This is a genomic window from Streptococcus pacificus (assembly GCF_016481305.1).
In the GTDB taxonomy this organism is placed as follows: Bacteria; Bacillota; Bacilli; order Lactobacillales; family Streptococcaceae; genus Streptococcus; species Streptococcus pacificus.
Genome location: NZ_JAENBO010000007.1, coordinates 46098 through 62592 on the forward strand (window position 1 = coordinate 46098; position 16495 = coordinate 62592).

Below are 16495 nucleotides of genomic sequence, written 5' to 3' on the forward strand. Positions count from 1 at the left end.
ACAGATTTGTAAAGAGGGTTTTTCTTATTTAAAAGCAACCACTTTGGCATAAAATTGCTTATTTTTCATCAGAGTGTTATAGTAAAGGAGATTAAGATACAGAGACTACTAACAATGGATCGATTAGTAGCCTCAAATAAAAAAGGAGGAATGACTTTTGGCAAGTAAGGAAATTGGCCATCAATTTTTAGCACGTTTAGGGAAAAAACGCCTACGTCCAGGAGGAATAACCGCAACCAACTGGTTGATTGAACAAGGTCACTTCTCACACAAGAGTAAGGTGCTAGAAGTCGCTTGTAACCAAGGAACAACAGCTATCGATTTGGTGCAACGGTTTCACTGTCATGTCACTGGCGTTGATATGGATAAAAAGGCGTTAGAAGTAGCAAAAGACAACATTGAAAAAGCGCAGTTACAAGATTACATCACCATTATGCAAGCCAATGCGATGAAACTGCCCTTTGAAGATAACACCTTTGATATCATTATCAATGAAGCCATGCTAACCATGTTAGGCAATCAGGCAAAAAGTAAGGCACTTAAGGAATATCACCGTGTCTTAAAGCCAGGTGGTGTCCTACTAACTCATGATGTTTCTTATGAAGATCCTAAAACACAAGCAGTTATCAATCAACTCAGTCAAACGATCAATGTTCATGTTACGCCTCTACAGTTAGACGATTGGCGACGACTCATTTTGGATGCTGGGTTTTCAAAATCTGACTATACACACGGCAAAATGACACTCATGTCCCCATTTGGAATGATTAAAGATGAAGGACTAGTTGATAGTATTAAGATTGTCGCTCGAGGATTAAAAAAAGAAAACAGAGAACAATTTCTCAATATGAGACGATTTTTCAGTAAAACTGGAAAAAATCTCTGCTATATTGCTCTTGCCAGCATTAAATAATAACAAGGAGGATAAAAATGGCATATATCGAAAAAATTGAAGCAAATAAAGTACTAGATTTAAAAAAGGAAGTTCCTATTAAAGAAGATCAAATGCTCAGCAAAACACTCGTACAGCGAAAAGACTTGGGAATGACTCTTTTTTCTCTTGACAAGGGACAAGAAATTGGTCGCCACACCTCTCCAGGGGATGCCATGGTCAATATCCTAAGCGGACAAGCCATTATTACCATAGGAGACAAGGAATACACTGTATCTGCCGGTGAAACCATCATCATGCCTGCCGATATTCCCCATAGTTTATTTGCTAAAGAAGCTTTTCAGATGTTACTTGTGGTTGTGAAACCGGAGGTTTAAGATGTTTGAAAACTTATTAACAGCCATCACCTATCACGACCAACAAATTGCGAGCCGCAACCTTAGTAAAAAGCTTGGTCTCAAAGAAACACTTGTTTTGTACGCCATGGCAAAAGGAGAAACCATCAGCAATGAGTCAAGCCCTAACACAAAGTTACTAATGGTTCTTGAAGGAAGACTGTTGTTGACTAAAGACGAGGATAGCCAGTTACTAGAGGCAAACAGTCTCACAACCATCCCAGCCAATCAACGACATCACTTAAAAGCGGATACCAATACAAAATTATTACAATTAGAATTACCAGATTAAAAATGATATCAAAAAGCCTCTATCATAAAGATAGAGACCTTTTTTGACTATTTTTATAGGGATGAAGACAAAAAAGACACAACTATCAGTAATACTGACTAACTCATCGTTAAAAATTAGAAGAAAAATTCATAATTTTTTCTCTATTAATCAGAGTTAAAACAAGCCCAGCTCGTGAAGGATAATTTCCACATCACTTTTTTGACTTCTATCCTCAAGCGCTTTTTTGACGGGTTTGACATGATCGGTGATAATGCCATCAACATCTGACGTGACAAATTCATCAATTGACTCAGGCGTATTCACAGTCCAAACAATCACTTTTTTACCCGTTTCTTTAATAGTCGCAACATTATCATCGGTTGCTTCTCCTTCTTCCATAATGAGGTAATCACCCTTTAAATCTTTCAGATTTCCGATATTAAAGAAGTAAAGATAGCCTGTTTCAATTTCCGGATAGTTTTTTTCGGTATATTCGATGATATCATAATCAAGTGACAAGATAACAGCCTTGTCGCCAAGATGGTTGTCTTTGATTTGTTTGACCACATCATCAACCATCTGATAATCAGCACTATCACCCTTTAACTCGATAAACAAGCCAATATTATCTTTTGAAGTGGCAATCAATTCTTCCAAAGTTGGTACCTTGGCAGTCGGCGCATCGTCTTCAAATTCATTGATTAAATCTAACGCCTTGATCTCTTGCAACGTCAGCTCCATCGGTGCCTTATCAACACCAGCGATACGATTAAAAGAACTATCATGATTGAGGATATAGTAACCGTCTTTGGTTCTTTGGACATCAATTTCAGTCCACTCCACCCCTTCAGCAATTGCACTTTCAATTCCTTCAATAGAATTTTCAACCCCTAAATCGCCACCACCTCTATGAGCAATCACGTCAATATGAGGATTAATTCTAAAAATATCGTTGAAAAATAAGGTGAACATAAGTGAAACTAACAAGATAAGTATGGTCATTACACCCATAAATGCCTTAAACGCATACTTTTGAAAACGGCCCAGCATCACTGGCTCCTCTGAATTTTTTATCAACTTAGCCATTAATGGCGTTAATATAACAGTTTGACCATCTTCCTTGTTAAATTGAAAAAATAAGGTGGTTAAACTATGGATAAAAAATGGCAAAGTCACAGAAGACACCATAGAGACGACAACCGTTGTGACCAACAATAATAGCCAATTAAAGAAACGATAAATACCAGTATTAACTGTTTCTAACGCTGAAAGCAAAGCTATCCCAGCACCAACAACTATAACAGCCAAGAGTGAGAGCACAAATAGAAAAGCGACAAATTTTGCCATTGCCTTTAGAGTGGCTTTCCAATGTTTTAAAAATAAGTGTCTGGCTTTTTTTAGTGACTCAAAAATATTATCCCCTGTTAGGGTAATATAATGAAAGGTAAAAATGTGAAACAGAGTCAATAAAAAAATAATACTGAGGGCCACTAGATAAAGGCCAAGATAAAGAGGCGTGCTATAGATGACCGAAGTGATAAAATTTGGAATTTTAATATTCCCAATCGAAGTAATCCCAAGACCTACACTAGCAATCGGCACTAAAATGGTTAAATAAAAAGCAACAAGTAACCCAGAGGGATTAAGAAGAGTTTTGACAGACTGTAGTCCAATCTTTAGGAGTTGCGTGCTCTTAACATAATGCCCGTCTTTTCCTTGTATCGCACTGAGTGCAATTAAGGAATTAACATCAATGCCAACAATAGCCACAAAAAGAAAGAGAGTAAGAAATAACATTCCCACACCCTGTGGACTAAAGACAAAACTCAAAAAATCCCCACTAGAGAGATTATCTCTACCGCTAGAAGCAATGAGAAAGTTTAAAATAAAAGAGTAAATCGGGAGAATAATAGCAGACAGTACAAGCTTTGTGACAAGCTGGTACTTGAGATAAACCCAAAAATTGGTACGGTTTTCTTTAATAACTCTCAACATAAAATATTCCTTCTAGTTTGTTTTGACTTTTTACTACAAAAATTGAGTTATCGCTCATGATCCCATCAAAAATTGGGGAGAAAAATTTCTGAACCATTTTATGATGATAAAATGAAAAGGATGCCTCCTTTGAAGACATCCTTTGTTTCTATTTAATCCTTTAAATAAAACACCAAATGCCATTCAAACTATGAGCCCAAAAACTCTCACTTCTCTTTAATCTTAAATGACACACATCTTGTAAATGAAAAATGATAATACTCAATGAATCAACGATTAATTTTTCAACGAAACATTGACTTCTTTATACACATTATAGTATAGCTGATTAATAATGGCAAATCATATCTATTACTAATTCTTTACTCCTTTCATTTATGATATAATGAAACAACATTAAAAGTTACTGAAATTGGTTTTATAATGATTAGAAAGTAACGTTATCTATACTAAAAATCAGTAGTGAAGGGAACACATATGATTGAAGCAACTGAATTGTTGGCTTATGAAATGAACCATCTAGCCAATGACAATAGAAGAGACAATACTTATCTTAGCAGTCTCCATCCCAATTATAAGGAATTCGGCGCCTCAGGCAGAATTTTTCATAAAAGAGACTTTGAAAAAATTGACCTGCCAGAAAGTCATTATCAAGTCATCAATTATGATGTTTTAGCCTTGTCTGAAACGTCATGCCTGGCTACTTACCAATTGATTGATACCCTGACTGGACAAAAAACCAATCGCAGCTCCATCTGGGTTATTTATCAGGATGATTGGAAATTGTTGTTCCATCAAGGAACCCTAGTGGACGAAGACTAATTTCTTGTTTTAATTTTTATCTATTTTGACAATAGACTTGCAAAAAACATGCAATCTGACAGTTGAATAGGGAGGTATGGTATGTGTGGAATGACTACCGATTTTTAAAAAAGCGAAAAATCATAAATCGGAGGCTAAGATGAATTATAAAATTAGAGCATTAAAACCATGCGAGATTAAACTACTGGATACCTTTCTATATGAGGCTATTTTTGTTCCTGAAGGCATAAAAGCACCACCTAAAGATGTCATCAACCATCCTGATTTGCAGAAATATATTTCAGATTTTGGCAAGAAAAGTGATTTCTGTTATGTGGCAGAAGTTGAGGGAAAGGTCATCGGTGCCGTCTGGACTCGAATGATAGAGGATTATAGCCATGTTGATGATGACACCCCCTCCCTTGCCATCTCACTTCTCAAGGAATACAGACATTTGGGGATTGGAACAAAACTGATGAAGCAAATTCTTTTGACTTTGAAAGAAAAAGGGTATAAGCAAGTGTCATTATCCGTTCAAAAAGCAAACTATCCCGTACACATGTATCAAAAAGTAGGCTTTGAAATAATTCATGACAATAAGGAAGACTACATTATGATATGTCAACTTTAGTTTTATAAACCAAATGAAGACGAAGATAAAAACAGTAAAGCAAAAAAGCCTTGACATCAAGGCTTTTTCTTGTATGGTAGATGCCCCTAAATTGAAAACAAACAAAATACTATTAAATTTTCCACTAAATTAGTTGATTTTTAAGACTTTAAATTTTCGAAAGAGAGAAAATTTTATTAACTCAGAAATGATATGGGACAAAATGGGACAAACTTAATATTTAAATTTTTGTTTTTGTTGAAAATTATATTTTGAGATTTCCTCTCTTTTTCGGTTGATTTCCTTCTCAGTCTCCTCAACTGCTTTTTCATTCTTCGTATCAATGAAGTGAATAATATTTTCTGAAGTTAAATTAATTAGTGTTTCTTTGCCTAAAAACATTGATAAATTTTTAACTTTGTTTTTTAAATCATCTATACCAAAATAGAAAATAAAAAATTGGAGTTTGTTTCTTAATTTTTTATGTTTTGTTAATTCAAAGAAATCAATAAATATTTCTTTATCTAATATATCTAATGAATGACCAAAAATAATTACATTTATAATATCAAGTTTCTGCAATTCTTTTGTTTCTATAAATGATTTGTACTTAAATCCTGTTTTTTTGATTATTCTTTGAAACGTTTTTTGGTAATTAATTAAGTCCTCATTAACAAAATTATCATTGTCTTCTATACCAAAAACAAGATTATTGTTATTAATTGAAGAATTACTAAAATTCTGTTTGCCATGGACGTAATGAATATGATTATCATCTAATCCATATTGTAGTTGAGCTGTGGTAGTGTAATTAAAACTTAGTATATTATCAATTTTATCAAACTTGTCAATAATTTTAATACGATTTTGTTGAATCATTTTATTTAAATTCTCTTTTTTATCTATATAAGCTAGATAAAACTCTAAATGATAGGTTAATTGATTAAGAGATGTCATTATTTTTTGATTGAACTCATCCATTAAAAAAATTAAAGATTTGTTTTTTATACCCTGTTTCTCAAATTCAATTCTTTCTGTCAGTTCATCAATAATAAAATTAATATGCTTGCTATTTTTTAGGTCTGAAAAATAATTTTTGGCTAACTCATTGGATTTTGTAGCACTATCATCTGAAAAATAAATAAAATCAGTATTTATATTTTTCAATTCTTTTTTTATAATAGATAAAGCTTTAACCAACTGAGAAATTTGATTTTCTAGATCATTCCAATTATTTATATTTTCTTTATTTGATAAAATAAATTTTAATATTTTATCTCTTAGAAATTGTCTTAAAAACTCATCATATATATATTCCTTACCATCATAATGAGTTAATTTATCTTTAACATATTTGTTTGATTCTACATTTTTTAACAATAACTCAACATCAATTTTATGTTTTTCATACTCTTTACTAATATTATTATATTTTTTTTTAATTGAATTAACTAAAACTTCTACATCATCTTTATTTTCACAAAACATTTTAATTGCACTAAAATATGCTTCATGTTTTTTTAAAGTCTTTTCTTCTCCTAAAAACATTAAATCTTGGAAAAAAATCTCACTATAGTTAGACATAAATTTTAAATCATCAAATTCAAGAGTGCTATTATTAACCATGATGGTTTTAATTTGTTTAATAATTTTATTAACCATTTCATATCTAAACCAAAATTTTCCAGGTGGTCTTGGAAAATTAAACATTTGTGAAAAAGAAACACCATCGTCAATATCAGGATTATAACCCACAATTTGACTAGCAAATCTTATAAAATCTTCATAACTAGTCTGTTTTCCCAATGCTAGATCGAAACCATTACCAATAATTAATATATTTTTTTCTTTCATTCTTATACTCCTTAAAAATATGGAATGTTATTAAAGTTTGAGACAAAGAAATAAATCACTTACAAACTCTTTAAATATTTTCATTCTCTAATATCACTTTAACTTTTCGATATAAAAATATTATATCTTGAGCATAGCTATTAGAATCATTATATTCTCTCGCTATTTTATAAATTATTGTTGAATCTAAATCACTATTTTGTAAATTTGTTCTTTTTCCCACAAATGAAATTAATTTATCGACACTATCATAATCATCTTTTGAATCATTCTGAGCAATATTTCGTGTTTTAGTATTTTTTAATTTTTCATATACTCTAACCAATCGAGGGCGTTCAAAATTCTCTTTTATTAAAATTGCTAAAACTATATATAAAGCACCTGAATTCAGAATATTTAAATTAGATAGAATAGAAAATTTTTTATCAAACTCAATAAGTTTTTCTTTAATATAATGTTGGCGTTTATCATCATAATTATCATTATCATATAATAATTTTAAGAAAGAAACGATGAAAAGAAATACCATTGTATATATTTGAAAAAAAGTATCACTTTTATCAGGATATAAAGCGCTTATATATCCTGTATAATACATTTGAGAGATATACCAATTTATTATTGAAGACAATAATAATATGCCAAGAATAAACGGAATATTGACTAGTTTTATTCTTTCAAAAATTATAACTATAGCAAAAATAGTTAACCAAAATAAAGGTGTCTGTAAAAACAATAAATCGTATAAAATAATATTTTGTCCAATTATATAATTTAATCTAACTGAAAATATATATCCTAAAAGGTTTAATATAGGAGTTAAAAAAATAAAAAAAATAATACTATGAATACTAATTTTTTCTTCAGTCTGACTAAAAAATCTAGTTGTAAAACCCTGATACATTGATAGCTTGATTTTATAAAATACCTTTGTTAAAAACATTTCTATTATAACGTTTATAAGTAAAAAAACAAGTGTATATTTAACCATTATTTATCTCCTTTTAAACATTATATAACAAAATATTCTTTTTATCTAATGCTATCTCAATTTTAATAGAATATTACGTTCAATCAAGCAAATAAAGCCTTGATATCAAGGTTTTTTCTTGTGTGGTAGATGTCCTGTAAGGCATTTTTATTTAATTGTCGCGGATAAAATCATTAGTAACTCCAAATTTAAAGATTTTTTATTTTTCTAATTCTTAATAATTTAGTGCTAGAAAATAATGATAATAAAAGGCAATAAATGAAATAATATTATATCTCTTTTTTTAAAAAAAGGGATATAATAAGAAGTAGGAATACAAATTATGATGGCAATATTATAGAAGATATGGTGCTCTCAAAAGGAATATTTAATTTTTTATGCCAGAAAGGAAATATTAAATGATGACATTTGGAAAATTTAAAAATTTACAACATGTATCTACTCATTTACCACAAATAAATATTCCTCGAGCAAAAAAACTGTTAATAAATACATTTCAACAGTTTCTATTAGAAAATCCTCCGTTTATAGAAGAGTTAAAAGAGTATTATTTTCAAGTTGTAAAAATTGCAAGTCGACGATCTTATGAAGAATTAGAATTGTTGTCAGATTATCTTTTATTTGATAAATTCTATCAATGGTGTATTGATAGAAAGAGCCTATTTTATGAAGTATATAAAGAATTTGAAGGAAAAACAATTATTATTCGCTCTGATAGCTTAGAGGATAAAGAAACTTTTTCAAGTGCAGGTTTGTTTAATTCTGTAGTTGTTAAAAATAATTCGTGTGATAGTTTAATAACAAAATATTGTGAACTTATTGAATCATTTTTTAGCCTTAGAACAATATATCAGTTAAATCTTGACAAAACAATATCATTTGAAAATTATATACAATCAATTGATGTTTTTTTTCAGGAATTTCTAGAAAGTAATGAAGATATTTCTGATCAAGTTTTTCCAGAATTAGACTTAGGTACTATAGACTTAATTTTCGATCAAATAGACTTATTAGCTGATTTATTTAAAATTTCAATTGATTCAGAGTGGGTATTAGAAACATTAGACAATCTAAAAATATCTATTGTAGGATTTAAATCCAATAATAAAACAGAGTTTAGCTGCGCTTTTGGACTCGGTAAAATTGTAGGAAAGACCTCAGCATATACGACATATTATAGATATAGAGAAAAAAGTGAAACCTTTTTTGATGTCAAAGGTAAGGATAGGAGGGTTGTTAATGGGTCTAGGTTATTCTTAGTACAGGCTAGAAAATTACATACCTCTCCTATCTCAAATAAATCACTTATTTCCAATAAAACAGATCAAGTTATATCATCTAATTTACTAAGTTATTATGGTGAGACGTATTCGGGTAAGTTATTATTATCTTATGACGTCATTACAGCATGGGACTGCTATATAAAAAATCTTGATAATAAGCCAATTGTTGTAGTTTTAGAAGGCAATGGCTTTGAACATGAGATTTTAAGATTTAGAGAATCGGGAGTTTCTGTTTATAAAGTATCAATCGAAAAATACGTTTTTTTACAACGAAATAGTAAAGCGAAACACTATGTCAGTGATCATGTTCTCAAAAATTTAATTCTGACAGAATATCTTCCTCAATACAAATACACTACTGGAGATGATAAGGCAAACGGTAAATTATTTATACCAAGCTTAGAAAAAAAGGTTCATGAGAGAAATTTCTTAGTAATAGAGAGAGTTTTTAGAGAATTCCTTAATTTAAATCCCGATGATAGTGGGGCATTACAAAATTTTTTAGAGAATATCCCAAGTTCAGTGAGGTGGAAAGAGAACTTGGTATCTTTAGATACTAGCTATGGCTTAGATTTATATAAAACTATAAATGAATTTCTTTTGGCAGATGATTGTGTAAGTATTCTTTTTGAATATAAACAATACTTACTGAAGCATAGGATAAATGAATCATTTTATTATTATCAAGAAAAGATATCAGACGATATTTTAGAAATGATTGCTAGAGATTATTATTATTTTAACTTAGATAAAAATCGAGTCAAAAATTTAAAGTTGAAGCAAGTACTATCATTTTATGAGGAAGATATCAATGGATTAGGCAATATTGATAATAGATTGAACTATATTGAACTGATTCAAAAAGTTAAATACACTGACTTTTTTAAAAAAAGAGTGACTAATAAAAAATATAAGTTTTTACAATTAGTTGTAAATATCGAAAGTGGTCTTTTTTATGATAAAAAGTTAGTTCCATATTTACTGAAAAATTATTTTATATACGATGAAAAAGATATTGAGATATTCCTTATGTTACAAAACTACGGTTTATTAGATACTGATATGTTAAAGGAAGTACCTGCTGATATCTTGGATTTTAAAAATTTTATAGATTCAATAATCACATTTAATGATGTGTATAAGATGATAGAAAAAGCGAAGGCTGTTGGCCAGAGTATCTCACCAGAGTTTGTTTACCAAAATTGTCGAGAGTTAATGTCGCTATATGAAAAAGTCAAAAAAACGAATCATAATATTTATTTAAGAATTTTTAGTGAAGAATATCAGAAAAACATTGAATTGTGTGATCTATATGCAAAACAAATCGCAAAAGAATTTGTTGATGATATTGGAAAATATAAGAAATATAGAACCGAATTATTAAAATGGTTTCGTTATAGTCAATATTTTGTAGAATTGATAGATACAGAATATAGGAAAAATTATTTAAATTATTGTTCACAAAGCTTTACTTATTTAAAGACAACACGCAATACTAGTATGGTAATTGGCTATGGATATGATAACGTGTGGTATAACGAAATAAAAAAAGAAGATAAAAGTCAAACAAATTTACATAAACTTCATAATATCATTCATCAAATTCAATTAAAAGCTGTTAATGAAATAGATAATAGTATAAATGAAAAAAGAATTAATCAACAAATTCCTATTCTAGGATTCTTTAGAAATTTTAAATGTTATTTATCAAGAAACTATTTAAAAATCTTTTTTGATTTGACAATTCATAAATCTGAAATAGTTTATTCTCAAAATTGTCTATCAATTGAATATACGGAGGCTCCACGTGGAAAAGAAAAAGGACATGATAAAGAACATATTGCTAGATTACATGTACTAGATAAATTACTAACCTTGTTAGCTAAGCATCTGAAACTTCCATATTTTTCTGAAATTAAGTACTCATTGACCAACTATAGATTGGTTGCTAAGGTTGAATTTGAAAATAGCATGGCAGAATCATTAAAAAACCAAATGCTATCTGACTTGATTTTATTAATTAATCTGACATTTGATTTTTCTAAAGTTGATAATAACAAAGTTTTTAGTTTTATCTCGAAAATTGACTATACTTTGTTGAGAGAGCTCCTTGATTCTACAATAGAAATTATGAACAATGCAGAAAATATAAATTATGAAAAATTAAGCAAATTATTTACAATAATTTCCCAAGATGAGAATATCTTTGAGAAACTTCAAAACTCTAAAAGAAAGAAGAAAATTTTGTTGAGTATTATCAAATAGACTGAAAAGAAATTATTGTAGACGGGGAGGATATGAAGTAAAAATAGCACGCTTAACGCCACGTTTTTATTTTAGTGAACAAAATCATCAAAAGATATCAAAAAATTTATTCATGGGACAAATCTCTTTTAACCAAGCAAAAAAGCCTTGAAATCAAGGCTTTTTCTTGTGTGGTAGATGCCCCCTACAGGGATCGAACCTGTGACCCACGGATTAAGAGTCCGCTGCTCTGCCAGCTGAGCTAAGAAGGCTAAAAGCTGTATTGGTACCGTTTATTCACGGCTTGTATTGAACCCGCACGCTATACGCAGGTGGGCAACGTGTTCCCAACTCAGTTGTTTCCGCGTGAAACGGCCTACATACTGTTAGGAGATCTTTGTTTCCCTAAAAATACAAAATTAGTCGGTCAACACAGTAATGTGAATTCGTATACCACAGCATTTCTTTATCATTATCATATCATATTTTAGGAAATTTTCAAGTTTTAGAGGCACTACAAACCACTCCAAACAAGTGCTAGTCATAAGCAATACCTTGTCGAACAAGGTGATTTCCGAACAAACTCAAAAGAGTTATTTCTTTTACTCTATAATTTAAAAACAAAATTTAGAGATTAAGAATATTCTCTTTTCAAAACACGATTATTCTGAAAAAGGTTGTTTTTTTAATTTTTCAATGATTTCTTGGCGACCTTTTAAGGCTCTTTCATATTTTCCAGTCTCATTTCCCTTAAAGTAAGTGGCTTGCTGGATTTTATCAGGTAAATATTGCTGATTAACCCATTTTTCTGGATAATTGTGAGGGTATTTATAATTTTGTGCATTCCCCAATTCTTTACTACCACTATAGTGCCCATCACGCAGATGCCTTGGAATTGGCAGATTTCCGTTTGAACGTAAGTCAGCTAGAGCAGCATCAATCGCAAGGTAGGCTGAATTGGACTTGGGTGACAGTGCCAAATCAATCACGACATTAGCAATCAAAATCCTGGCTTCAGGAAAACCAATTTTTTGAGCCGCTGAAAGAGCGGTGACGGTGTGCACTTGAGCATCTGGATTAGCCAAACCAATATCTTCATAGGCAATCACCATCAAACGCCGCGAAAGACTTTGAAGATCACCACTTTCAATCAATCTAGCCGCATAATGAAGGCTGGCATTGACATCACTCCCGCGAATTGATTTTTGCAGTGCCGACAAGACATCATAGTGCCCATCCCCATTTTTATCCATGGTGATATAACTGCGTTGTAGGCTATTTTCAATGATGTCAAGCGTAATGTGACGACTCCCGTATTCATTTGGAGAGGTTGACATCACCGCTAAATCAAGCGAATTGTAGGCAGACCGCAAATCCCCATTAGTAGCAGTTGCGATAAAATCAAGAGCATCTTCATCTAACTTAACGTCAAACTCAAAACCTCTTTCCTTGTCAGCAAGTGCGCGTTTTATGGCTTCTTTAATCTCATCATTTGACAGCGGTTCTAGTTCAAAAATTTGAACACGACTTCTAATAGCCGGAGTGACTGAAAAGAAAGGATTTTCTGTGGTTGCACCAATCATGATAATCTTCCCATTTTCAAGGAGTGGTAAGAGAAAATCTTGCTTTGTCTTATCAAGACGGTGAATTTCATCAAGTAGTAAGACGAGCCCTCCAGAAAACTTGGCTTCTTCTGCTAACTCTTGCAGACGTTTTTTAGTGTCCACCGTCGCATTAAAGGTTCTGAAGGCATATTTTGTCGTTCCAGCAATGGCACTAGCAATAGATGTCTTGCCGATACCTGGTAGCCCATATAAAATCATGGAAGATAACCTATTAGCAGCAACCATCCGTTGGATGATTTTCCCTTCTCCGACCAAATGCTTCTGCCCGATAACCTCTGAAATATCTCGTGGTCGCATCCGCAAAGCTAAATTGTTTGGCATAGTCTTTCTTCCCTTCTCTAATACTCGTTTCTTCCTATTGATTATACCATAAGACCAAAAAGATAAAGTAAAAACACTACTTTTTATGTGCGGTCATATCCGACTTTAAATGGTTAGGTCTATGATATAATAACGATAAGAATAATGACTAAACAACAATTTTTTATTAAGAAAAACCAACAAAAATAAAGGAGATATTAAATGACAAGTTCTCGACTAGAAGCCTTTAGTGACGGTATTTTGGCAATTGTTATCACCGTTATGGTTATTGGCTTAAAAGGACCCGAAACAGATTCTTTACGCTCACTACTTGCCACAGTTCCTGGCTTACTTGCCTATATTTTAAGTTTCATCTATGTTGCCATTTATTGGAATAATCACCACAACCTGATGATTAGTATCACAAAAGTGAATGGCAGTATCCTTTGGAGCAACAATCTTTGGCTCTTTTGTGTTTCTCTCATTCCTTGGTCAACCGACTGGGTTAGCCGTTTTTATACTAGTACCTTACCAGTGATGGTTTATGGAGTTATTCTCTTTTTTACAGCCATCTCCTACTTTATCCTTCAAAATCAAATTATTAAATACAGTGATCACTCTAAAATCATCAAACGTATTATTGGAAAAGACCTGAAAGGAAAAACCTCCACAGCTATTTATATTCTATCTATTTTAATATCCCCATTTTCAGTCTTTCTTGCAGAAATAGGTTACATTACCGTTGCAGCCATCTGGTTTATCCCAGATAACCGCTTTGAAAAAGCTCTCGGCGATAAGTAAAAATGAAGAAAATACAAAAAAGCACCTTTTGGTGCTTTTTTTGAAGGCACAACCTATAAGTAATTGACAAATTATTAGGGTTGTGATAAACATTGAGATAGATAAACACAATCATCTTTTTAAAGCTATTATCACAATTTTACTTAAGGTTTTTAATAAAAAAGGAGAAGAAAGATGCGAAAAAAATTTATTGTTTTCTGTGGTATGATTGTTATCCCAATAGTAATGATAGCCATTAATATTATTCCAGCTCAGGCAACGACTGCAAACATCCCTGATAACACTTTCAAAACTTATCTCAATCAGAAACTCAATCAAAGTGACGATGCCGATATTACTTTGGAACAGTTAGCAACTATCGAACAAATAGAACTCCCAGCTGGAGTCTCTGATCTTGAAGGGATACAATATTGTACTAATCTCACTTTTTTTAGAGATAATGGCAAAGGTCTCCCTTTAAATTATCAAAAAGTTGGAGAGTGTACATCATTAACATTTTTAGCGTTCATGAATTGTGGTATTGAAGATATCAGTTTTATTGCTAACCTTAACAATTTAACTTATTTGAATCTTTGGAATAACGATATTTCAGATATTAGTGCTCTTAAAAATCTCAACTCCTTAACAACATTAGATCTTAGTCACAACCATATCATGGACATGTCTCCTATTGCTGATTATGTCGATAACATGACTAATTACTGCCACTTACACAGTCAAAGCATTAACATAACGGCAACCTGTGATAAGGAGGAAGATGGTTTTTGTGTCATAGAAAATCCAATTATTGGAATACACGGGGAGGCTGTGGCCCCTATAGAAATCGATCCAAATAGCGCGACCTATGATGCTCAAACAAATACGTTTAAAATTGCCAAAGACAAAGAAAAATTCATTTTTCGTTTTCATCAAAACACCAAAAATGAAAATCCTTTAAAAGATTTTGAAAATCTATATCAAGGTAATGTTTCCGTCACCATCAACCATCCCCTTCCAAACATCCTCAAAAACGTCTCACTTGCTACAACGGATGCTGTTTATACCTATGATGGAACGGAACATCCTGCTATGAAAGCTCATTCGGTTGATGAAAACGGACACGATGTCACAATTGATTATAGCCTTGATGGGATTAATTGGACCAGCGACATTAATGAAATCACCGCAAAAAATGTATCTGATAGTAAAACAATTACCGTCAGGGCTCGAGTAGAGGGCGTTTATGAAGGTAGTATTATTCAAACACAAAAATTAGACATTGTAAAAAGAAATATTATTTTAACATCAGAAAGTGCAGTAAAAAATGACGACGGCAAACCTCTTACCAATCCAAATGTAACTGTTAAAGGAGAAGGATTTGCTGAAAATGAAGGGGCTAGTTTTGCTGTAACTGGCAGTCAGAGTGGCGTTGGTAGTTCCGATAATGAATTCACATATACTCTAAACGACAACACTCTAGCAGAAAATTATGATATTCAAGTCACTTATGGAACTCTTGAAGTGAAACCAGCTATTCATACAGTGACTTTCATCAATGACGATAATACCTATGCAAGAGTTAATGTTCAAGACGGACAAACAATTGCTGGGGATGAGTTAATAGATCAAAAGATGCCAATCCCACCAACAAAAGATGGCTCTCTCTTCAAAGAATGGAATACTAGTGCAGATGGGAAAAAGGTGAGTTTTACTGAAACAACCGTGGTTAACCAAGATGTCACTGTGTATGCTATTTATAGCTTAAAAGCATCTCCTATCACTGAAGTACCTGTATTAACAGTAAGAGATGCTAGTATTAAACAAGGAGAACAGCTAGACTTAATGACTCTTGTAGTAGCTGCTGAAGATAAAACAGATGGCGATTTGACAAAATCTGTAGTTTTAGTTGATGACGGTGGTTTTAAAGCGGATAATATAGGACAATACAAAATAACGTTTAAAGTCACTAATCGTTTAGGAGCAAGTACCACCAAGACAGCAACAGTGACAGTGACAAAAAAAGATGACCCTACTACTGAATCAAACCATAAAACAGCCACACCGAAAAAGGAGAAAACAGACAATTCAACAGTATCAGGAAAACTTCCAAAAACAGGCGACAACAACAACCGATTATCCTTGTTTGGAGTTTCTGGACTAATAATATTAACAGTAATGATTATTAGAAAAAGAAATTTGACACAATAAAAAATACCCTGAAGCCTTAATGAATTGCTCTATCAAAAATACTAAGAGTCTTTAATAGATAATACAAAAAAGCACCTTTCGGTGCTTTTTTTATTTTTAGGATTTAGATTCCTATAAATTGAATCATATGAGTAAAATAGTTACCACCAATAAGGAAGCACATGGTGGAGGAGTTTATTATTATAGGAATCTAGAGAAATTTTACTCCTTTTAATTTTATTTGTCAAATGATTTTATCTCGTC

At 31.7% G+C, this 16495-nt stretch carries 12 protein-coding genes, 1 tRNA gene and 1 other RNA gene; 8 read left to right on the plus strand and 6 right to left on the minus strand.

The features are described from left to right. Positions 1-157 precede the first annotated feature (157 nt). From JHK62_RS07315 to JHK62_RS07325, 3 genes are read left to right on the plus strand one after another with little or no spacing between them, the layout of a single operon-like run. Positions 158-913, plus strand: a complete 756-nt coding sequence (locus tag JHK62_RS07315; RefSeq protein ID WP_199576117.1) for a class I SAM-dependent methyltransferase — start codon at positions 158-160, stop codon at positions 911-913. Between the two features lie 17 nt (positions 914-930). Next, on the plus strand, positions 931-1269 hold the full coding sequence (locus tag JHK62_RS07320) for a cupin domain-containing protein (RefSeq protein ID WP_199576118.1): 339 nt from the start codon (positions 931-933) through the stop codon (positions 1267-1269). A gap of 1 nt (position 1270) precedes the next feature. Then, positions 1271-1579 (plus strand): cupin domain-containing protein, encoded by a 309-nt coding sequence (locus JHK62_RS07325; protein WP_199576119.1) that lies wholly within the window; start codon positions 1271-1273, stop codon positions 1577-1579. A 156-nt stretch (positions 1580-1735) separates the two neighbouring features. Here the strand turns inward: JHK62_RS07325 and JHK62_RS07330 are convergent, their stop codons facing one another. Beyond that, a complete protein-coding gene (locus JHK62_RS07330) occupies positions 1736-3556 on the minus strand; it encodes a glycerophosphodiester phosphodiesterase family protein (protein WP_199576120.1) in 1821 nt (606 codons plus the stop codon). 477 nt (positions 3557-4033) lie between these two features. Between JHK62_RS07330 and JHK62_RS07335 the strand changes: the two genes are divergently transcribed. Together JHK62_RS07335 and JHK62_RS07340 are read left to right on the plus strand one after the other, a co-directional pair. Then, entirely contained in the window at positions 4034-4378 is a 345-nt protein-coding gene (locus JHK62_RS07335; RefSeq protein ID WP_199576121.1) for a nuclear transport factor 2 family protein, read from the plus strand. A 139-nt stretch (positions 4379-4517) separates the two neighbouring features. Further along, entirely contained in the window at positions 4518-4988 is a 471-nt protein-coding gene (locus tag JHK62_RS07340) for a GNAT family N-acetyltransferase (protein WP_199576122.1), read from the plus strand. A gap of 213 nt (positions 4989-5201) precedes the next feature. Here the strand turns inward: JHK62_RS07340 and JHK62_RS07345 are convergent, their stop codons facing one another. Continuing rightward, positions 5202-6821 carry an AbiH family protein gene (locus JHK62_RS07345; protein ID WP_199576123.1) on the minus strand — a complete coding sequence of 540 codons (1620 nt, stop codon included), beginning with the start codon at positions 6819-6821 and terminating at the stop codon, positions 5202-5204. Between the two features lie 70 nt (positions 6822-6891). Then, entirely contained in the window at positions 6892-7812 is a 921-nt protein-coding gene (locus tag JHK62_RS07350; RefSeq protein WP_199576124.1) for a hypothetical protein, read from the minus strand. A 398-nt stretch (positions 7813-8210) separates the two neighbouring features. Between JHK62_RS07350 and JHK62_RS07925 the strand changes: the two genes are divergently transcribed. Then, positions 8211-11360, plus strand: a complete 3150-nt coding sequence (locus tag JHK62_RS07925; protein ID WP_246447937.1) for a hypothetical protein — start codon at positions 8211-8213, stop codon at positions 11358-11360. Positions 11361-11538: 178 nt separating this feature from the next. Here JHK62_RS07925 and JHK62_RS07360 read toward each other — a convergent pair. From JHK62_RS07360 to JHK62_RS07370, 3 genes are all read right to left on the minus strand, one after another. Continuing rightward, positions 11539-11611, minus strand: a tRNA-Lys gene (locus tag JHK62_RS07360). Beyond that, positions 11611-11804, minus strand: a non-coding RNA gene (ssrS, locus tag JHK62_RS07365) — 6S RNA. The genes JHK62_RS07360 and ssrS overlap by 1 nt, the downstream gene beginning before the upstream one ends. A gap of 197 nt (positions 11805-12001) precedes the next feature. After that, positions 12002-13285, minus strand: coding sequence for a replication-associated recombination protein A (locus JHK62_RS07370; protein ID WP_199576125.1), 1284 nt, complete (start codon positions 13283-13285; stop codon positions 12002-12004). 201 nt (positions 13286-13486) lie between these two features. Between JHK62_RS07370 and JHK62_RS07375 the strand changes: the two genes are divergently transcribed. Both JHK62_RS07375 and JHK62_RS07380 read left to right on the plus strand, forming a co-directional pair. Then, positions 13487-14065, plus strand: coding sequence for a TMEM175 family protein (locus JHK62_RS07375; RefSeq protein ID WP_199576126.1), 579 nt, complete (start codon positions 13487-13489; stop codon positions 14063-14065). A gap of 174 nt (positions 14066-14239) precedes the next feature. After that, on the plus strand, positions 14240-16252 hold the full coding sequence (locus JHK62_RS07380) for a leucine-rich repeat domain-containing protein (protein WP_199576127.1): 2013 nt from the start codon (positions 14240-14242) through the stop codon (positions 16250-16252). Positions 16253-16495: the final 243 nt, after the last annotated feature.